The organism is Klenkia sp. AC732, from assembly GCF_979256525.1.
The window spans coordinates 1-18,116 of record NZ_CEEDOS010000011.1 but is presented as its reverse complement, the minus strand read 5'-3'; the positions used below and the strand labels follow the sequence as shown (position 1 = coordinate 18,116).

The following is an 18,116-nucleotide window of genomic DNA, read 5'->3' as shown; positions in this document are numbered from 1 at the left end:
ACGCAGACGAGGGCCCGGCCTGGTGGCCGGGCCCTCGTCGGAGGTCCTACGCGGTCTGTGGGACCGCCGGGGTCAGCGTCGGACGGACTTGCGGCCGCTGACGGCCACGTAGACGCCCAGCACGATGATCGCGCCGACGATGGAGCCGATCCAGCCGGCGGTGCCCAGCTCGAAGCCGTTGCCGCTGATGAGGCTGCCCAGCAGGTTGCCGACCAGGGAGCCGATGATGCCCAGCACGATCGTGGCGACGATCGAGAGGTCCTGCTTGCCGGGGATGACGGCCCGGGCGATGAAACCGGCCACGAGGCCGATGACGATCAAGACGATGATGTTCCAGATCACGGGGGGACCTCCAAGGGTGTGACGGCGCCGGGGCGCCGTCGGTGCGTCGGTCTCTCCAACGCAGATGATCATGTGCCCTGCCTGAGCGGCCCCAAACCGTCCGCGGGTCACGATCTGGTCCCGACGGGGGAGTGGACGCCCGCCTGCGGAAGCACCCCTTCCGACCCGTTCCCGCAGGTCAGTGGCCCGCCCCGAGGAGACCTGGGACACGCTCGAGGGTGGGGGTGGCACGCCTCTCGGACCCCGCCGGAGCGGCGTCACCCATCCCACGCACAGCGGGCGTGCACACCGTCTAAGCTCCGGGACGTGACGATCGCCCCCGCTCCGATCGTGAGCCGGCCCAGCCCGGCTCACGTGGCCGAGAAGGGTTCGCGGCTCTCGATGCTGCTGCGGACCACGGACCACAAGACCATCGGCCTGATGTACATGGCCACGTCGTTCAGCTGGTTCATGATCGGTGGCCTCATGGCCATGCTCATGCGCGGCGAGCTGGCGCGGCCTGGCCTCCAGTACCTGTCGAACGAGCAGTACAACCAGCTGTTCACCATGCACGGCACGGTGATGCTGCTCTTCTTCGCGACGCCGCTGTTCTTCGCGTTCGCGAACCTGATCCTGCCGCTGCAGATCGGCGCCCCCGACGTCGCCTTCCCGCGCCTGAACGCCTTCAGCTACTGGCTGTTCCTGTTCGGTGGGCTGATCATGATCTCCGGGTTCTTTACCCCCGGTGGTGCGGCCGACTTCGGCTGGTTCGCCTACAGCCCCCTCTCGGACGTGACGAACTCCCCGGGTGCCGGTGGGGACCTGTGGATCGCCGGCCTGGCCGTGTCCGGCCTGGGCACGATCCTCGGTGGCGTCAACTTCATCGCCACGATCGTCTGCCTGCGGGCCCCGGGCATGACCATGTTCCGGATGCCCATCTTCGTGTGGGCCGCCTTGGTCACCAGCGTCCTGATCCTGCTGGCCTTCCCGATCCTGACCGCGGCCCTGATGGCGCTGCTGGCCGATCGCCACCTGGGTGCGCTGGTCTTCTCCGCCGCCAACGGCGGGCCGATGCTGTGGCAGCACCTCTTCTGGTTCTTCGGGCACCCCGAGGTCTACATCATCGCGTTGCCGTTCTTCGGGATCATCTCCGAGATCATCCCGGTGTTCAGCCGCAAGCCGCTGTTCGGCTACAAGGGCATGATCTTCGCGATCATCGCCATCGGCGCCCTGTCGCTGACCGTGTGGGCACACCACATGTTCGCCACCGGTGCGGTGTTGCTGCCGTTCTTCAGCTTCCTGTCCTACGTCATCGCCGTGCCCACCGGCATCAAGTTCTTCAACTGGATCGGCACGATGTGGCGGGGGCAGCTGACCTTCGAGACGCCGATGCTGTTCTCCATCGGCTTCCTGGTGACCTTCCTCCTCGGCGGTCTGACCGGCGTGCTGCTGGCCTCCCCGCCGGTGGACTGGCACGTCTCGGACACCTACTTCGTCGTGGCGCACTTCCACTACGTGGTCTTCGGGACCGTGGTCTTCGCCGCCTACGCCGGCATCTACTTCTGGTTCCCCAAGATGTGTGGCCGGATGATGGACGAGCGGCTGGGCAAGGTGCACTTCTGGCTGACGTTCATCGGCTTTCACGCCACGTTCCTGGTGCAGCACTGGCTGGGCAACGAGGGCATGCCGCGTCGCTACGCCGACTACCTGCCCACCGACGGCTTCACCACGCTGAACACGATCTCCACGATCGGGTCCTTCGTGCTGGGCGCCTCGACGCTGCCGTTCCTCTACAACGTCGTGAAGTCCTGGAAGTACGGGCAGCTCGCACTGCGCGACGACCCCTGGGGCCACGGCAACTCCCTGGAGTGGGCGACGTCGTCCCCGCCGCCGCGGCACAACTTCCTGGAGATCCCGCGCATCCGCTCCGAGCGCCCCGCGTTCGAGCTGCACTACCCGCACCTGCGGGAGCGCATGGAGGCCGAGGCGCACGCCGGCAAGAAGCACGGCCCGTACGCCAGCGAGCTGGTGGACGGCACCGGTGCCCGTCAGGGCGCCAACGACCCCGACCCGTTCTGAGTCGGTAGCGCACGTCACCACGAACGCCCCGCAGGCCACCGGCCCGCGGGGCGTTCGCGCGTCCGCGGGAGTGTGTGCAGGACCGCAGTCCCACGTCGGGCACGATGACCGCCGTGACCGGCCCCGAGCAGGACGTCCCGACCACCCCGGCCCCGACCACCCCGGCCCCGAACACCGAGGGCACCGCGGATCCGGTGGTCGACGTCCCGCACGCCGGCGCGCTGCTGACCGTGACCGGTGCCGACCGGCCGGGGGTGACCGCCCGGCTCTTCGCCGCCCTGGCCGTCCTGCCGGCGCTGGAGGTCGTCGACGTGGAGCAGGTCGTGGTGCACGGCCAGCTGGTGCTCGGCGTGGTGGTGCAGGAGCACGGTGCCGACGACGACGCCGCGCTGGTCGCGCGCCTGCGTCCGGTCGCCGCCCGGGTCGGTGACGAGGCCGGGGTGCAGGTGCTCGTGGAGCCCGCGGCCGGGGCGACGGGGCTGGTCGCCGACGGCGTCCGCAGGCACCACGTGATCGTGCTGGGCCGTCCGGTGCCCCCGGAGGCGGTCGGTGGCGCCGCCCGCGCCATCGCCGACGTCGGCGGCAACATCGACGCGATCCGCCGCCTCTCGGACTACCCCGTCACCAGCTTCGAGCTGACCGTCTCCGGCGCCGAGGCCGCCCCGCTGCGGGCCGCCCTGGGCGCGGTCGCGGCGGCCACCGGTGCCGACGTCGCCGTCGAGCAGGTGGGCCTGGCCCGGCGCAACAAGCGGTTGATCGTGCTCGACGTGGACTCGACGCTGGTGCGCGGTGAGGTCATCGACGAGCTGGCGGCGCGGGCGGGGCGGGCTGCGGAGGTCGGCCGGATCACCGCCGCCGCGATGAACGGTGAACTGGACTTCGAGCAGTCCCTCCGGGCCCGGGTGGCCGCGCTGGCCGGGCTGCCGGTCAGCGTCCTGGACGAGGTCCGCGAGCACCTCGTGCTGACCCCGGGGGCGCGCACCCTGATCCGCACCCTGCAGCGGCTGGGTTTCCGCTGCGGCATCGTCTCCGGCGGCTTCACCCAGATCACCGACCCGCTGGCAGCCTCGCTGGGCCTGGACTTCGCCGCCGCCAACACCCTCGAGGTCGCCGACGGCGTGCTGACCGGTGGTCTGGTCGGGGAGATCGTCGACCGGCCCGGCAAGGCCCGGGCCCTGGCCCGGTTCGCCGCCGAGTTCGGCGTCCCGCTGGACCAGACCGTCGCGGTCGGAGACGGCGCCAACGACCTGGACATGCTGGCCGCTGCAGGGCTGGGCATCGCGTTCAACGCCAAGCCCTTCGTGCGGGAGCAGGCGCACACGGCGCTGAACCAGCCCTACCTGGACGCGGTGCTGCAGGTGCTGGGCTTCACCCGCGACGAGGTCCTCGACGCGGTGTGACCCGGGGGTCTAGAAGCGCTGGGGCTCCCCGGACAGCTGCACGCCCGCGGTGCGCAGCTGCTCCAGGGCCGCGGCCGTCGTGCCCTCGGCCACCCCGACCGTCAGGGGCAGCAGCACCCGGGTGGTGAAGCCGGCCCCGACGGCGTCCAGCGCGGTCGCCCGCACGCAGTGGTCGGTCGCGATGCCGACCACGTCGACGTCGTCGACACCGTGGGAGCGCAGCCAGTCAGCCAGCCCGGTGCCCTCGCTGCTGCCCTCGAAGCCGGAGTAGGCCGCGGCGTGCTCGCCCTTGTCGAAGACCGCGCGCAGCAGGCCCCGGTCCAGGGCCGGGTGCAGGTCGACGCCGTCGGTGCCGACCACGCAGTGCCGCGGCCAGGTCTCCACGAAGTCCGGGGCGTCGGAGAAGTGCCCGCCCGGGTCGACGTGGTGGTCCCGGGTGGCGACGACGTGGGCGTACTCGCCGCGCTCCAGGCCCTGCCCGGCGTGCTCGGTGACGGCCGCAGCCACGGCCGCCCCGCCGGCGACGGCCAGGCTGCCGCCCTCGCAGAAGTCGTTCTGCACGTCCACGACGATCAGCGCACGGGTCATGCCGACCATCCTGCCGCGCCCCCGGGGCCCCCGCTCAGGCGGTGACGGTGTCGATGGCGGGCTCCCCGCGGGACAAGGACCACGCCTCGGGTGGCAGCGCCGTGCGGACCTGCTCGTGGTGGGCGCGGGCGGCCCGCAGTGCCTGCGCCGGGGTGTCGGTGGACACCAGCTCCCCGCCGCGCACCAGTGGCACGGTCAGCGCCCGGTCGCCGTCCCGGCCCTCGACGTCCCCGGGGACGACGACCTCCGCGGTCGCGGTGCCCGACGCGTCGTGCCGACGGACGGCGGTCTTGCGGCCGCCGACCGACCGCTTGCCCTCGCTGTTCTTGGCCACCGGGACGCCGTCGCGCTCGACGAGCTTGTAGACCATCCCGACGGTGGGGGCGCCGGAGCCGGTGACCAGCGAGGTGCCCACGCCGTAGCCGTCGACGGGGGCGGCGGCCAGCGCGGCGATGGCGTACTCGTCCAGGTCGCTGGTGACGGTCACCCGGGTGCCGGTGGCGCCCAGGGAGTCCAGCAGCTCGCGCGCCTGGGTGGCCAGCAGGCCCAGGTCTCCGGAGTCCAGGCGCACCGCACCGAGCTCGGTGCCGGCGACCTCGATCGCCGTCGCGATGCCCTGCATCGTGTCGTAGGTGTCGACGAGCAGCGTGGTCCCGGTGCCCAGGGCCGCGACCTGCGCGCGGAAGGCGGCGGCCTCGTCGTCGTGGAGCAGGGTGAACGCGTGCGCGCTGGTGCCCGCGGTGGGGACGCCGTACCGGGCGCCTGCGGCGAGGTTGGACGTGGAGGCGAACCCGACCAGCCATGCGGCGCGGGCGGAGGCGACGGCGGCCTCCTCGTGGGTGCGCCGGGAGCCCATCTCGATGCACGGCCGACCGCCGGCGGCGCCGACCATCCGGGCGGCGGCCGAGGCGATCGCGGAGTCGTGGTTGAGGATCGAGAGAGCCAGGGTCTCCAGCAGCACGGCCTGCCCGAACGGCGCCCGCACGGTGAGCACCGGGGAGCCGGGGAAGTACAGCTCGCCCTCGGCGTAGCCCTCGACGTCGCCGGTGAAGGAGAAGTCGGCCAGCCAGTCCAGCAGCGCAGGGTCGGTGAGGCCCTGCTCGCGGACCGCGGCCAGCTCGTCGTCGCCGAACCGGAAGTCGACCAGGTGCTCCAGCAGCCGGCCGGTGCCGGCCACGACGCCGTAGCGGCGGCCGTGCGGCAACCGCCGTCCGAAGACCTCGAAGACGCAGTCCCGGTCGGCGGTGCCGTCGGCCAGGGCGGCAGCCAGCATCGTCAGTTCGTACCGGTCGGTGAGCAGAGCGGACCCCAGCGGCATGGAGCTGGAGCGTAGGGGGCGACCTAGAGTGGTGCCGTGGCCGGACCCCTCGCGCCTGAGCGCACAGCCCCCGAGCGGACGGTGACGCCCGAGGTCACCCCCGACACGACCACCGGCGAGGAGTTCGAGCTCGACCGGCCGTGGGTCACCGTCGTGTGGGACGACCCGGTGAACCTGATGACCTACGTGACGTTCGTGCTGCAGGAGCTCTTCGGCTACGACGAGCCCACCGCCACGACGCTCATGCTGCAGGTGCACCACGAGGGCAGGGCGATCGTGAGCTCGGGCCCGCGGGAGCGGATGGAGCACGACACCAGCCGGCTGCACGCCTACGGCCTGTGGGCCAGCTACCAGAGGGACGCGTGAAGCCCTTCCGCCGCCGCGGCGACGTCGTCGTCGGCGGGCTGGTCGACGCCGAGGTGCGGGTGCTGGGGCTGCTGGTCGACCAGCTGGAGCAGCTGCTGTCCCTGGACGGCGACGACGCCGGCGGGGACCCGGTGCTGGACCGGCTGCTGCCGCCCGGGCACGCCTCGGACACCGAGATCGCCCGGGACTACCGGGACCTCACCGAGGCCTCGCTGCGCGAGGGGAAGGCCGACGACCTCGCGGTCGTGCGGGCCAGCACGCCCGAGGGGGGCGGGGAGGTCCGGCTCGACGAGGACCAGGCCCGCGCCTGGCTGCGGACCACGAACGACCTGCGGCTGGCCCTGGGCACCCGGCTGGGCATCACCGCAGACACCGAGCCGCCCACCGACCCCGAGGGGGAGGAGGCCCAGCAGCACGCCGTCTACGGCTGGCTCACCGCCGTGCAGGGGTCCCTCGTCGACGCGCTGGTCGCCGGGGGCCGCCGGAGGTGAGCACGACCAGCGAGGCCAGCAGCAGGTCCAGCACGAAGAACACGTAGACCAGGTTCGGCACGGTCAGGCCCTTCACCAGCCCGCCGATCGAGGCCAGCAGGACCACCGCGCTCAGGGCCAGCACCAGCAACAGCCCGAGCACCCGGCCGACGACGACGATCACGTACTCCGTGCGGTCCGCGCCGGTGGGCTTCAGCGTCCGGGCGCCCCGCCGGGACAGCCGGCGGACCCCCAGCACGAGGGCCGGGACGGCGACCACCAGCACGCCGACCACCATCAGGACCTCGATCAGCAACGGTGCTCCACGAGTCGGCACCGTACCGGTCCGGCGGAGCGCGGACCCCGGGCCGGCATCCCCGGGGGCGGGGAGGGGCCGGGCGAGGCCTAGACTGGCCTCCGTGCTGCGCATCGACCGGGCGACCCGCGACGCGATCGTCGCGCACGCCCGGGCCGACCACCCCGACGAGGCGTGCGGCGTCGTCGCCGGCCCCGAGGGCAGCGACCGGCCGGAGCGGTTCATCCCGATGCTCAACGCCGCCCGGTCGCCCACGTTCTACGAGTTCGACAGCGCCGACCTGCTCAGGCTCTACCGGGAGATGGACGACCGCGACGAGGTCCCCGTCGTCGTCTACCACTCGCACACCGCGACCGAGGCCCACCCCTCGCGCACCGACGTCAGCTACGCCTCCGAGCCGTTCGCGCACTACGTGCTCGTGTCCACCCGCGAGCACGGTGCGCAGACCGGCCTGGCCGGTGACGACGTCGAGTTCCGGAGCTTCCGGATCGTCGACGGCGTGGTCACCGAGGAGGACGTCGAGGTCGTCGAGTCCTACCTCTTCGGGCACTCGCCCACCACGGTCGTCTACGACTGAAGAAGGACCCCCTCGCCCCCGCGACGTGCTCCGCGCGCCGCGGGGCCCTGCGAGGGGGCCGGTGGAATCAGAGTCCTGTCCAGGACGTTCCACCTGGTAGCGCCCGACCTCGCTGCGTGCTGCGCGGGGCACACCCCACTGATCAGAAGAGGTACGTCATGGCCATCGAGGTCCGGATCCCCACCATCCTGCGCACCCACACCGGCGGCAACAAGACCGTCTCCGGCGCCGGGGAGACCCTGGGCGCGCTGGTCGACGACATCGAGGGCCAGCACCCGGGCATCAAGAGCCGCCTGGTCACCGACGAGGGCAAGCTGCACCGCTTCGTCAACGTCTACGTCAACGACGAGGACGTCCGCTTCACCGGCTCGCTGGACACCCCGGTCAAGGACGGCGACTCCGTCACCATCCTGCCCGCGGTCGCCGGCGGCTGACCCCGACCCCACAGGAGCTGCCCCCGTGGCCCGTTTCGCCTCGCTCGTCGACTCCCTCGGCGGCACCCCGCTGGTCGGGCTGCCGTCCCTCTCGCCCACCGCCGACGTCCGGCTGTGGGCCAAGCTCGAGGACCGCAACCCGACCGGGTCGATCAAGGACCGGGCCGCCATCGCGATGATCGAGGCGGCGGAGAAGGAGGGGCGGCTGCGGCCCGGAGCGACCATCCTGGAGCCGACCAGCGGCAACACCGGCATCTCGCTGGCCATGGTCGCCCGCCAGCGCGGCTACCGGCTCATCTGCGTCATGCCCGAGAACACCTCGGTGGAGCGGCGGCAGCTGCTGGAGATGTACGGCGCGCAGATCATCGGATCACCGGCCGCCGGCGGCAGCAACGAGGCCGTCCGGCAGGCCAAGGCGCTCGCGGCGGAGAACCCGGACTGGGTGATGCTCTACCAGTACGGCAACCCGGCCAACGCCGAGGCGCACTACACCGGCACCGGCCCGGAGATCCTGGCCGACCTGCCCTCGATCACCCACTTCGTCGCCGGCCTGGGCACCACCGGCACGCTCATGGGGGTCTCCCGGTACCTGCGTGAGCACAAGCCCGGTGTGCAGGTGATCGCCGCCGAGCCGCGCTACGGCGAGCTGGTCTACGGCCTGCGCAACATCGACGAGGGGTTCATCCCCGAGCTCTACGACGCCGACCTGCTCGACAGCCGGTTCTCCGTGGGCCCCGACGACGCCGTGCACCGCACCCGCCAGCTCGTCGAGCGCGAGGGCGTCTTCGCCGGCATCTCGACCGGGGCGATCCTGCACGCCGCGCTGGGCATCGCGGACAAGGAGGTGGCGGCCGGGCGCAAGGCCGACATCTGCTTCATCGTCTGCGACGGCGGGTGGAAGTACCTGTCCACCGGCGCCTACGGCGGCACCCTGGACGAGGCCACCGCCGCCCTGGAGGGCCAGCTGTGGGCCTGAACGACGAGCTCGCCCCCGACCTGCACGTCCCCGCCGCCGGGCTCCTCTTCGACAACGACGGCGTGCTGGTCGACAGCCTCGCCGCCGTGGAGAGCGCCTGGAGCCGGTGGGCCCTCGCGCACGACCTGGAGCCCGAGGCCGCGCTGTCGATCGTGCACGGCCGCCGGGCCGCGGACACGGTCGCGCTGCTCGTGGCCGAGGAGCAGCGGGCGGCTGCGACCGCGCTGATCGACGCCTTCGAGCTGGAGGACGCCGAGGTCGTCGCCGCCATGGCCGGCGTCCCGGCGTTGCTGGCCATGCTGCCGGTGGGGAGCTGGGCCGTGGTCACCTCCGGCACCCGCGCCCTGGCGACCGCCCGGCTGCGCAGCGCCGGCATCCCGGTGCCCGAGGTCTTCGTCGCCGCCGAGGACGTCACCGCCGGCAAGCCCGACCCGGCCGGCTACCTGGCCGCTGCGCGCGGGCTCGGAGTCGAGCCGGCCCGGGCCCTGGTGCTCGAGGACAGCCCCAGCGGCATCGCCGCCGGACTGGCCGCGGGCTGCCGGGTGCTGGGCATCGGCGAGGAGGCCCTGGCCACCCCCGCCGACCTCGTGGTGCGTGACCTGGCCGGGGCCCGGTGGGCCGGCGACGGGCTGCTGCTGCCGGCCGCCACCGTGCTGCGGGGCCCTGCAGACCGCTAGCCTGGGGCCCGAGATGGGGAACCCGGAGAGCGCTGCGGACGCACCGATCGGGGTGTTCGACTCCGGGGTGGGTGGTCTCACCGTCGTGCGGGCCGTGCTGGACCAACTGCCGCACGAGTCCGTCCGCTACGTCGGGGACACCCGCAACGGCCCCTACGGTCCGCTGCCGATCGCCGAGGTCCGCGCGCACTCCCTGGCCGTCATGGACGACCTGGTCGAGGCCGGGGTCAAGATGCTGGTGGTGGCGTGCAACTCGGCCAGCGCCGCGTGCCTTCGCGACGCCCGCGAGCGGTACGACGTCCCGGTCGTGGAGGTCGTGCTGCCGGCCGTGCGGCGGGCCACCGCCGCCACCCGCAGCGGGCGGGTCGGGGTCATCGGCACCACCGCGACCATCACCTCCGGCGCCTACCCCGACGCCTTCGCCGCCGCCCCGCAGGTCACCGTCACCAGCGCCGCCTGCCCCAGCTTCGTGGACTTCGTCGAGCGCGGGGTGACCAGCGGGCGCCAGCTGCTGGGGCTGGCCCAGTCCTACCTGGACCCGCTGCTGGCCGCCGACGTCGACACGGTCGTGCTGGGCTGCACGCACTACCCGCTGCTCACCGGGGTCCTCTCCCTCGTCCTGGGCGACGGCGTGACCCTGGTGTCCAGCGCGGAGGAGACCGCCAAGGACGTCTACCGGGTGCTCACCACCGCCGACCTGCTGCGCCCGGAGTCCGCCGGGCCCCCGCGGCACGCCTTCCTGGCCACCGGTGACCCCGAGCCCTTCGCCCGCCTCGGCCGGCGGTTCCTGGGCCCGGAGATCGACCAGGTGCAGGCAGCGTGAGGCTCACCGTCGTCGGCTGCTCGGGCTCGGCACCCGGCCCGGACTCCCCGGCCTCCTGCTACCTCGTCGAGCACGAGGGCTACCGGCTGCTGCTGGACCTGGGCAACGGGGCCTTCGGGGCGCTGCAGCGGGTGGTCGACCCGGACGCGGTCGACGCCGTGTTCCTCTCCCACCTGCACGCCGACCACTGCCTGGACGTCGCGCCCTTCGTCGTCTGGAAGCGGTACTCGGGGCGCTCCACCCGCGACCGGGTGCCGCTGTACGCCCCCGTGGGCGCGGACCGTCGGCTGCGGCTGGCCTACGACGCCGCCGACGGCCCGGTCGACGACGTGTTCGACGTGTTCGCCATCGGGCCGGGGGAGTGGCAGCTGGGGCCCTTCCAGGTCTCCACCGCGCGCACCGCCCACCCGGTGGAGTGCCACGCCGTGCGGCTCACCGCCGGCGGGCGGTCGCTGGTCTACACCGGCGACACCGGCGTCAGCCCGGCCGTGGTCGCGCTGGCCCGGGGGGCCGACGTCCTGCTGGCCGAGGCGGCGCACCCCGACGTGCCCGGGCTGCCCCCGGACCTGCACCTGACCGGCCGCGAGGCCGGCGAGCACGCCCGGGACGCCGGGGTGGGCCGGTTGCTGCTGACCCACGTGCCGCCGTGGGTGGACCGGTCCGCCCAGCTGGCAGCAGCGTCCGAGGTGTTCGGCGAGACCGAACTCGTCGTCCCGCTCGGGGTCTACGAGGTCTGAGGAGGCCCGGTGGCAGCAGCAGAGAAGGAGGAACGGGACGGCGTCTCGTTCTCCAGCCTGGACGACGAACTGGGTGACGGGCTCGGGGTGACCAAGCGGGCGCTGCTGGAGCACTACGACGCCTTCGCCGACCGGCTGGTGCCGCTGCTGGCCGGGCGCCCGCTGACCGCGGTGCGGATCCGCCCGGGAGCCGCGGCCTTCGTGCAGCGCGACGTGCCCAAGGGTGCCCCGGACTGGGTGCGGACCGCGGCCACCTGGTCCGACCGGGCCAAGCGCGAGGTGCACCAGGTGCTGGTCGAGGACCGGCGCACGCTGCTGTGGCTGGCCAACCAGCGGGCCGTCGAACTGCACGTCCCCTTCTCCACCTGGTCGACCGCCGAGGGGTTCGGTGAGCCCACCGGCCTGGTGCTGGACCTCGACCCGCCCGACGACGGGCCCTTCAGCGCCGTCGTCGCCACCGCCCGGCTGGCGCGGCAGGCGCTGGCCGACGCCGGACTGACCGCGGCCGTCAAGACCACCGGCTCGCGCGGGCTGCACCTCGTCGTCCCGGTGCGCGGGTCCTCGCACGAGGACGTCGCCGCGGCCACCCGCGCACTGGCCGCCCGCACCGCTGCCCTGGACCCCGGGGTGGCCACCACGGCCTACGTCGTCGCCGAGCGCGGTGGCCGGGTGTTCGTGGACTCGACCCGTTCGGGCCGCGGCACCATCGCCGTCGCCTACTCCCCGCGCGCCCGCCCCGGCCTGCCGGTGTCCGCGCCGGTCTCCTGGGAGGACCTGGACGCCGCCGACCCGCGCGGCACCACCGTCACCGACGCGGCCGCCCGGATCGCCGGCGACCCGTGGGCCGACGCACTGCCCGCACCCCAGCTGCTGGATGCCGATGTCGTCGCCGAGGGCCACACCATCCCGGTCGCCCGGGTCGCCGCCATGCACGAGGGCAAGCGCCGCAAGGCCGCCGCCCGCGCCGCCGAGTGACGGCTGAGGGGGCGCGCCCACGTGCGGCGCGCCCCCTCGGCTGTCACTCGGTGCGGGTCAGGCCTCGACCTCGCGGCGGTCCTCGGACCACATCGTGTGGAAGGAGCCGTCGGCGTCGACGCGCTTGTAGGTGTGCGAGCCGAACCGGTCGCGCAGGCCCTGGATGAGGGCGGCGGGGGAGCGCTCCGCGCGCAGCCCGTCGTAGTAGGCCAGCGCGCTGGCGAACCCGGGGGCGGGCACGCCGTGCCGGGCGGCGCCGGCGACCGCCTGGCGCCAGCCCTCCTGGGCGTCGGCGACGGCGTCCCGGAAGTACTCGTTGGTCAGCAACGTGGTCAGGTCGGGCTCATCGCTGAAGACCTGGCGGACCCGGTCCAGGAACGCGGCCCGGATGATGCAGCCGTCCCGCCAGATCGCGGCGAGGGCGCCACGGTCGACGTCCCAGCCGTGCTCCTCTGCGCCCCTCGCGATCTGGTCGAAGCCCTGGGAGTAGGCGACCACCTTGGCCGCGTAGAGCGCCTGGCGGACGCTCTCGGTGAACGCCTCCCGGTCGGCGACCTGGTCGTCCCAGTCGCGGCCGGGGCCCGGGAGCACCTCCTGGGCGGCGGCGCGCTGGTCGACGTGGCCGGACAGCGCACGGGCGAAGACGGCCTCGGCGATGCCGGAGACCGGGGTGCCCAGGTCCAGTGCGGACTGCACGGTCCAGCGGCCCGTGCCCTTCTGCTCCGCCTCGTCCAGCACGACGTCGACGAAGGGCTTGCCGGTCTTCGCGTCGGTGTGCCGCAGCACCTCGGCGGTGATCTCGATCAGGTAGGACCGCAGGTCGCCCTCGTTCCAGGTGGCGAACACGTCCCCGATCTCGGCCGGCGTCATCCCCAGGCCCTGGCGCAGCAGGTCGTAGGCCTCGGCGATGAGCTGCATGTCGGCGTACTCGATGCCGTTGTGCACCATCTTGACGAAGTGCCCGGCGCCGTCGGTGCCCACGTGGGTGCAGCAGGGCTCGCCGTCGACGTGGGCGGAGATGTCCTCCAGCAGCGGGCCGATGACCGCGTAGGCCTCCGCCGAGCCGCCGGGCATGATGCTCGGCCCGTTCAGCGCGCCCTCCTCGCCGCCGGAGATCCCGGCGCCGACGAAGTGCAGGCCCCGCTCACCGAGCTCGGCGGTGCGCCGGATCGTGTCGGTGTAGCGGGCGTTGCCGCCGTCCACCAGCACGTCTCCCTCGTCCAGCAGCGGTGCGATCGCCTCGATGACGGCGTCGGTGGGGTCGCCCGCAGCGACCATCACGATCACCTTGCGGGGCCGCTCCAGGGCGGCGACCAGGTCCTCGAGGGACTCGACGGGGACCAGGTCGCCGTCCTCGGCGTGCGCGCTCATCAGTGCGTCGGTCTTGGCCTTCGTGCGGTTGTGCACCACCACGTGGTGCCCGTGCCGGGCCAGGTTGCGGGCGAGGTTGGCACCCATGGTCGCGAGCCCGGTGACGCCGATCTGTTCGCTCATGCACCCGGTCGTGCCCGACCGGGTGGTGGGCTACACGTGTTGAGGGACTCCCCGCACGGGACGTCAGTCCAGACCGAGGTCCCGCCGGAGCTTGGCGACGTGGCCGGTGGCCTTCACGTTGTACCCGGCCTTCTCGACCCGGCCGTCGGCGTCGATGACGAACGTCGAGCGGATCACCCCGACGACCTCCTTGCCGTACAGCTTCTTGGGCCCGAAGGCGCCGTAGGCCTTCATGACCTCCTTCTCCGGGTCGGAGACCAGGGTGATCGACAGCGACTCCTGCTCCCGGAACCGGGCCAGCTTCTCCGGGGCGTCGGGGGAGATGCCGATGATGTCCAGCCCGGCCTCGGCGAACTCGCCGGCCGCCGAGGTGAAGTCGACGGCCTGCGCGGTGCAGCCCGGGGTGAGCGCGGCCGGGTAGCAGTAGACGACCACGCGGCGGCCACGGCGGTCGGCCAGCGAGACCGGGTTGCCGTCGGCGTCGGGCAACGTGAAGTCAGGGGCCTGGTCGCCGGGGGAGAGCCGGGTCGGGGTGGCGGTGTCGCTGTCGGTCACGGGTGCATGGTGGCAGACCCCGGCGCGGGGTGGCCGGCTCAGCCGGCCAGGAAGCTGAAGCGGACGTGCCGGGTCGGGTTGTCGCCGTTGGTGTCGACGAAGCAGACCCGCTGCCAGGTGCCCAGCGCCATCCGGCCCTCGAGCACCGGGATGGTGGCGTGCGGGGGCACGAACGCCGGCAGCACGTGGTCCCTGCCGTGCCCGGGGGAGCCGTGCCGGTGCCGCCACCGGTCGTCGGTGGGCAGCAGCACGTCCAGCTGCGCCAGCAGGTCGTCGTCGCTGCCGGCGCCGGTCTCGATGACGGCGATCCCGGCGGTGGCGTGCGGGACGAAGACCTGCAGCAGGCCGTCGCCCTCGCCGCGGACGAACTCCGCGCACTCGTCGGTCAGGTCCACGACGCTGGGCACGCCGCCGGTGCGCACCTGGCGCAGTTCCGATCGCATGCCCCGATGGTGCGGTGGCCGGGCCGCTCGCGCAGCCCGGCCGCAGGCGCGACCGCTCAGAGCGCGACGAGCAGCTGCACCAGGCCGGCGAGGAACCCCAGGGTGCCGACGCCGAGCATCACGGCCTGCGGCACGAAGGACCGGAACACCGAGGCGATGCCGGCGAAGAACAGCGACAGCGCCAGCAGCACGGTGGCGACGTCGAACTGGCCGCCCTGCTCGTCGTTGGCCCGGGCCTGGGCGAAGACGGAGTCGGACTGCTCGGTGAGCTCGTTGCCCTGGGCGTACTCCTCCAGCGCGTAGGGCGACCCGGCGTCGGTGTCGAAGGGGTCGGTCACCTCGTCGCCGGTCTGGTCGTACCAGTCGATCGTCGTCTGCAGGTTCTCGCTCATGAACTGGTCGCGGAAGACGTCGGCGGTGTCGGCGTCCCCGGTGACCAGGTAGCCGGCGTAGGTGAGGAACAGCCCGCGGTCGTAGTTGAACTGCCCGTTCGCGTCGCCGTAGACGTCGGCGGCCTGGCTGGTGAGGTTGTTGGCCTCGGAGTAGCCGGCGATGGCGTCGCCGCCCAGGACGCCGCTCTGGTAGGCGGCGAAGGCGGTGGCCGTCGCCGAGAGGCCCAGCACCAGGGCGGCGCCGAGCTCGAGGAAGCGGCTGCGCTTCTCCTCGCGGGTCTCGGCGGGCCCGGCAGCGGGGGTCACGTCGTCGGTGGAGGCGGCGTGCTGGGACATCGGGCGTGGTCCTCGTCTGTCGTCTGCGGCCTGACCAGCGGGTCGACCAGCGCGGACAGTAGGTGTCGACGACCGTCGACGAGGGTGCCGTGCACCGCGCGCCGCCCGGTCGCGCCGACGGCGTCGTCGCACCCGCCCCACCCCACTACCCTCGTCCCACGTGACCCTCCCCGAGAGCGCCCGACCTGCAGGAACCCGTGCCGACGGCCGCCGTGCCGACGAGCTGCGCCCGGTGACGATCACCCGGGGCTGGCTGGACCACGCCGAGGGGTCCGTGCTCGTCGAGTTCGGCCGGACCCGGGTGCTGTGCGCGGCCAGCGTCACCGAGGGCGTGCCCCGCTGGCGCCGCGGCTCGGGCCTGGGCTGGGTGACCGCCGAGTACTCGATGCTCCCGCGCGCCACCCACACCCGCAGCGACCGCGAGTCGGTCAAGGGCAAGGTCGGGGGCCGCACGCACGAGATCAGCCGGCTGATCGGCCGCTCGCTGCGGGCCTCCATCGACCTGTCCGCACTGGGGGAGAACTCGATCGCGCTGGACTGCGACGTGCTGCAGGCCGACGGCGGCACCCGCACCGCGGCCATCACCGGGGCCTACGTGGCACTGGCCGACGCGGTGGCGTACCTGGGGGAGCGCAAGAAGCTCGCGAAGAAGGCGCCCCTGGTCCAGTCGGTGGCCGCGGTGAGCGTCGGCGTCATCGACGGCCAGCCTCGGCTGGACCTGGCCTACGAGGAGGACGTGCGCGCCGGGACCGACATGAACGTCGTGTGCACCGGGGACGGCGGCTTCGTCGAGGTGCAGGGCACCGCCGAGGGCGCGGTGTTCGACCGGGCGACGCTGGACCAGCTGCTGGACCTCGCCGTCGCCGGGTGCGCCGACCTCACCCGCCTGCAGGAGCAGGCCCTGCAGGCCACGGTCTCCCGGTGAGCCGGCTGCTGCTGGCCACGCGCAACGCCGGCAAGCTCGCCGAGCTGCAGCGGCTGCTGGCCACCGCCGTCCCCGGGGTCCAGGTGCTCGGGCTGCGCGACGTCGAGGAGTACCCGGAGGCCCCCGAGGACGGCGCCACCTTCGAGGACAACGCGCTGCTCAAGGCCCGCGAGGCCGTCCGGTACAGCGGTCTGCCGGCCGTCGCCGACGACTCCGGCATCACCGTGGACGCGCTGAACGGGATGCCGGGCATCCTGTCCGCCCGCTGGTCGGGCCGGCACGGGGACGACCCGGCCAACACCGCGCTGCTGCTGGGCCAGCTCGCCGACGTGCCCGACGAGCGGCGGGGCGCGGCGTTCGTCTGCGCCGCCGCGGTGGTCACCCCCGACGGCACCGAGCGGGTGCTGCGCCGGGAGTGGCGCGGGGTCGTCGTCCGGGAGCCGCGGGGCACCAACGGCTTCGGCTACGACCCGGTGTTCGTCCCCGAGGGCCTGCAGGTGACGTCGGCGCAGCTGTCCCCGGCCGACAAGGACGCGATCAGCCACCGCGGGCAGGCCTTCGCGGCGCTGGTGCCGGTGCTCGGGGAGCTGCTCGGCAGCTGAGCGGGTCAGCCGCGGGTCGCCGTCCAGGTGATGAAGGCGACCGCCCCGGTCACGAAGACCGGCGGGAAGGAGAGCACCAGGAAGGCGGCGACGACCCGGTCGGTGCGCCACAGCACCGCGAGCCGGCCGGGGAGCCGGCTCGTGCGGACGCCGTCACCGGTCAGCGGGGCGCCGGCCGAGCGGGCCGCCTGCCACGCCTCGACCCGGGCCCAGCCCGGGGCCAGGCCGCACACCACGGCGATCACCGCCATCGCGACCAGGGTCAGCACGAGGTGCCGCGGCTCGAGGACGACGACTCCCGCGGCACCCGCGCCGGCGGCGAACCCGGCGATGGTGATGGCGCCGAAGGCGAAGACGGCGCCGAAGACGACGACCACCGTCAGGCAGGCACCCAGCAGTGCGGTGTGCAGCGGCGTCATGGTCAGCAGGGCCGCCACGAGCTCCACCACCACCAGCGCCAGGCAGGCCAGCAGCACCGGGCCCATCGGGATCCGGATCGGACTGCGCACCGCGGCGGGCGGCGCGGCCGTGGCCGTCGCGGTGGGCGGGCGGGCGCGGTCCAGGCTGGTCGACGCCGTGCTCACGAGGGGTCGCCGAGCCAGGACAGCAGGCCCGACGCCGGACCGGCGACCCGGGGTGGTGCCCCGGTCCGCGCAGCTGCCGGCGCCGGCACCGGACGGAGCGTGCCGACCCGCGAGACCGCGCCGGCGGAGCGCGGTGCGGGCGGTGGCACCGGACGGGGCGCGGTGATCGGGGTGACCGGGTCAGGACGCGGGGCCAGGGTCGGCAGCGGGCCCTCGCGACGGACCGGCTCGGCCGCGGGCCGGACCGGGACCGGCGGCACCGGGGGCAGGGCCCGCACCGGGGGCCGGGTGTCGGAGGCCACCACCGGGACGGCGGGGAGAGCGCGCGGGCCCGGGACCGGGGGCAGGCCACGACCGGCGGGGAACGGCGGCACCGGCGGTCGACCGCCCAGGGAGTGCGCGCCCCGGCCGTCGGGGCCCAGGCCGTCGACGCCGATCTGCTCGACCAGCCGGCGGGCGAGGTCCGCCGGGTCGGGCCGGGCCGGCTCGGGCAGGCCTCCACCGGTCTCGACGTCGTAGCTGCGCGCCCGGTGCGACCCGCGCCGCTGGGGCACGCTGGACAGCTCGCTGATCATGTCGTGCTCGTCGAGGACGTCGAGCTCGGCCCGGAGCTGGGCCAGGTCGTCGAGGTCCAGCGGGGGCATCGGCACGACGGTGCGGCGGACCACCGGCGGCACCGGCGCAGCCGGGAGCGGCGTCGGGTCGGCCTCGGGGGCAGGGGAGGGCTC

At 73.8% G+C, this 18,116-nt stretch carries 22 protein-coding genes and 1 pseudogene; 13 read left to right on the top strand and 10 right to left on the bottom strand.

From position 1 onward, the window contains the following. Positions 1 to 72: 72 nt before the first annotated feature. Positions 73 to 342 carry a GlsB/YeaQ/YmgE family stress response membrane protein gene (locus AC0IVP_RS07005; RefSeq protein WP_056297089.1) on the bottom strand — a complete coding sequence of 90 codons (270 nt, stop codon included), beginning with the start codon at positions 340 to 342 and terminating at the stop codon, positions 73 to 75. Between the two features lie 306 nt (positions 343 to 648). Here AC0IVP_RS07005 and ctaD point away from each other — a divergent pair, with 306 nt between their 5' ends. After that, on the top strand, positions 649 to 2,400 hold the full coding sequence (ctaD, locus tag AC0IVP_RS07000) for an aa3-type cytochrome oxidase subunit I (protein ID WP_056297093.1): 1,752 nt from the start codon (positions 649 to 651) through the stop codon (positions 2,398 to 2,400). Between the two features lie 113 nt (positions 2,401 to 2,513). Then, on the top strand, positions 2,514 to 3,800 hold the full coding sequence (gene serB / locus AC0IVP_RS06995; RefSeq protein ID WP_471755480.1) for a phosphoserine phosphatase SerB: 1,287 nt from the start codon (positions 2,514 to 2,516) through the stop codon (positions 3,798 to 3,800). Between the two features lie 9 nt (positions 3,801 to 3,809). On the opposite strand, the gene AC0IVP_RS06990 is transcribed toward serB, so the two are convergent. Both AC0IVP_RS06990 and AC0IVP_RS06985 read right to left on the bottom strand, forming a co-directional pair. Further along, complete coding sequence (locus AC0IVP_RS06990; protein WP_471755478.1) at positions 3,810 to 4,388, bottom strand: isochorismatase family protein; 579 nt, start codon at positions 4,386 to 4,388, stop codon at positions 3,810 to 3,812. Positions 4,389 to 4,422: 34 nt separating this feature from the next. Beyond that, positions 4,423 to 5,706, bottom strand: coding sequence for a nicotinate phosphoribosyltransferase (locus AC0IVP_RS06985; protein WP_056297099.1), 1,284 nt, complete (start codon positions 5,704 to 5,706; stop codon positions 4,423 to 4,425). A gap of 36 nt (positions 5,707 to 5,742) precedes the next feature. Between AC0IVP_RS06985 and clpS the strand changes: the two genes are divergently transcribed. Continuing rightward, entirely contained in the window at positions 5,743 to 6,072 is a 330-nt protein-coding gene (gene clpS, locus AC0IVP_RS06980; RefSeq protein WP_056297102.1) for an ATP-dependent Clp protease adapter ClpS, read from the top strand. Next, positions 6,069 to 6,563, top strand: coding sequence for a DUF2017 family protein (locus AC0IVP_RS06975; protein ID WP_056297105.1), 495 nt, complete (start codon positions 6,069 to 6,071; stop codon positions 6,561 to 6,563). Before clpS ends, AC0IVP_RS06975 begins: the two co-directional genes overlap by 4 nt. Here AC0IVP_RS06975 and AC0IVP_RS06970 read toward each other — a convergent pair. After that, complete coding sequence (locus AC0IVP_RS06970; protein ID WP_056297108.1) at positions 6,505 to 6,858, bottom strand: hypothetical protein; 354 nt, start codon at positions 6,856 to 6,858, stop codon at positions 6,505 to 6,507. The genes AC0IVP_RS06975 and AC0IVP_RS06970 overlap by 59 nt on opposite strands. Positions 6,859 to 6,961: 103 nt before the next feature. Between AC0IVP_RS06970 and AC0IVP_RS06965 the strand changes: the two genes are divergently transcribed. The 7 genes from AC0IVP_RS06965 to AC0IVP_RS06935 all read left to right on the top strand — a co-directional run bounded on the left by AC0IVP_RS06965 (position 6,962) and on the right by AC0IVP_RS06935 (position 12,057). Continuing rightward, positions 6,962 to 7,435, top strand: coding sequence for a M67 family metallopeptidase (locus tag AC0IVP_RS06965; protein ID WP_056297112.1), 474 nt, complete (start codon positions 6,962 to 6,964; stop codon positions 7,433 to 7,435). Positions 7,436 to 7,593: 158 nt separating this feature from the next. After that, entirely contained in the window at positions 7,594 to 7,869 is a 276-nt protein-coding gene (locus tag AC0IVP_RS06960) for a MoaD/ThiS family protein (protein WP_471755476.1), read from the top strand. A 25-nt stretch (positions 7,870 to 7,894) separates the two neighbouring features. After that, complete coding sequence (locus AC0IVP_RS06955) at positions 7,895 to 8,845, top strand: PLP-dependent cysteine synthase family protein (RefSeq protein ID WP_056297120.1); 951 nt, start codon at positions 7,895 to 7,897, stop codon at positions 8,843 to 8,845. Continuing rightward, positions 8,836 to 9,522 (top strand): HAD-IA family hydrolase, encoded by a 687-nt coding sequence (locus AC0IVP_RS06950; protein WP_471755474.1) that lies wholly within the window; start codon positions 8,836 to 8,838, stop codon positions 9,520 to 9,522. Before AC0IVP_RS06955 ends, AC0IVP_RS06950 begins: the two co-directional genes overlap by 10 nt. Before the next feature lie 13 nt (positions 9,523 to 9,535). After that, on the top strand, positions 9,536 to 10,345 hold the full coding sequence (gene murI / locus AC0IVP_RS06945; RefSeq protein WP_056297122.1) for a glutamate racemase: 810 nt from the start codon (positions 9,536 to 9,538) through the stop codon (positions 10,343 to 10,345). Continuing rightward, positions 10,342 to 11,082 (top strand): MBL fold metallo-hydrolase, encoded by a 741-nt coding sequence (locus AC0IVP_RS06940; RefSeq protein ID WP_056297125.1) that lies wholly within the window; start codon positions 10,342 to 10,344, stop codon positions 11,080 to 11,082. Before murI ends, AC0IVP_RS06940 begins: the two co-directional genes overlap by 4 nt. Before the next feature lie 9 nt (positions 11,083 to 11,091). Further along, positions 11,092 to 12,057: a DNA polymerase domain-containing protein gene (locus tag AC0IVP_RS06935; RefSeq protein ID WP_471755472.1), complete on the top strand. Its 966-nt coding sequence runs from the start codon at positions 11,092 to 11,094 to the stop codon at positions 12,055 to 12,057. Between the two features lie 57 nt (positions 12,058 to 12,114). On the opposite strand, the gene gndA is transcribed toward AC0IVP_RS06935, so the two are convergent. The 4 genes from gndA to AC0IVP_RS06915 form a co-directional block, all read right to left on the bottom strand. Further along, a complete protein-coding gene (gene gndA / locus AC0IVP_RS06930; RefSeq protein WP_471755470.1) occupies positions 12,115 to 13,551 on the bottom strand; it encodes an NADP-dependent phosphogluconate dehydrogenase in 1,437 nt (478 codons plus the stop codon). Positions 13,552 to 13,614: 63 nt separating this feature from the next. Beyond that, entirely contained in the window at positions 13,615 to 14,106 is a 492-nt protein-coding gene (bcp, locus tag AC0IVP_RS06925) for a thioredoxin-dependent thiol peroxidase (RefSeq protein WP_471755468.1), read from the bottom strand. A gap of 38 nt (positions 14,107 to 14,144) precedes the next feature. Next, entirely contained in the window at positions 14,145 to 14,549 is a 405-nt protein-coding gene (locus AC0IVP_RS06920; RefSeq protein WP_056297134.1) for a YjbQ family protein, read from the bottom strand. A gap of 56 nt (positions 14,550 to 14,605) precedes the next feature. Further along, on the bottom strand, positions 14,606 to 15,277 hold the full coding sequence (locus tag AC0IVP_RS06915) for a DUF4337 family protein (RefSeq protein WP_471755466.1): 672 nt from the start codon (positions 15,275 to 15,277) through the stop codon (positions 14,606 to 14,608). 160 nt (positions 15,278 to 15,437) lie between these two features. On the opposite strand from AC0IVP_RS06915, the gene rph reads away from it, so the two are divergent. Both rph and rdgB read left to right on the top strand, forming a co-directional pair. Further along, complete coding sequence (rph, locus tag AC0IVP_RS06910) at positions 15,438 to 16,202, top strand: ribonuclease PH (protein WP_082557015.1); 765 nt, start codon at positions 15,438 to 15,440, stop codon at positions 16,200 to 16,202. Further along, positions 16,199 to 16,804 carry an RdgB/HAM1 family non-canonical purine NTP pyrophosphatase gene (rdgB, locus tag AC0IVP_RS06905; protein WP_471755464.1) on the top strand — a complete coding sequence of 202 codons (606 nt, stop codon included), beginning with the start codon at positions 16,199 to 16,201 and terminating at the stop codon, positions 16,802 to 16,804. The genes rph and rdgB overlap by 4 nt, the downstream gene beginning before the upstream one ends. Positions 16,805 to 16,809: 5 nt before the next feature. On the opposite strand, the gene AC0IVP_RS06900 is transcribed toward rdgB, so the two are convergent. Together AC0IVP_RS06900 and AC0IVP_RS06895 are read right to left on the bottom strand one after the other, a co-directional pair. Further along, positions 16,810 to 17,388, bottom strand: coding sequence for a hypothetical protein (locus AC0IVP_RS06900; RefSeq protein WP_056297146.1), 579 nt, complete (start codon positions 17,386 to 17,388; stop codon positions 16,810 to 16,812). Then, positions 17,385 to 18,116: pseudogene (locus AC0IVP_RS06895) on the bottom strand (hypothetical protein); the annotation flags it as partial. The gene AC0IVP_RS06900 and the pseudogene AC0IVP_RS06895, both read right to left, overlap by 4 nt.

Coding starts and splice junctions, on each gene's coding strand:
- AC0IVP_RS06990 (WP_471755478.1), bottom strand. CDS start 4,388: ATGACCCGTGCGCTGATCGTCGTGGACGTGCAGAACGACTTCTGCGAG.
- AC0IVP_RS06985 (WP_056297099.1), bottom strand. CDS start 5,706: ATGCCGCTGGGGTCCGCTCTGCTCACCGACCGGTACGAACTGACGATG.
- AC0IVP_RS06960 (WP_471755476.1), top strand. CDS start 7,594: ATGGCCATCGAGGTCCGGATCCCCACCATCCTGCGCACCCACACCGGC.
- murI (WP_056297122.1), top strand. CDS start 9,536: ATGGGGAACCCGGAGAGCGCTGCGGACGCACCGATCGGGGTGTTCGAC.
- gndA (WP_471755470.1), bottom strand. CDS start 13,551: ATGAGCGAACAGATCGGCGTCACCGGGCTCGCGACCATGGGTGCCAAC.
- AC0IVP_RS06920 (WP_056297134.1), bottom strand. CDS start 14,549: ATGCGATCGGAACTGCGCCAGGTGCGCACCGGCGGCGTGCCCAGCGTC.
- AC0IVP_RS06915 (WP_471755466.1), bottom strand. CDS start 15,277: ATGTCCCAGCACGCCGCCTCCACCGACGACGTGACCCCCGCTGCCGGG.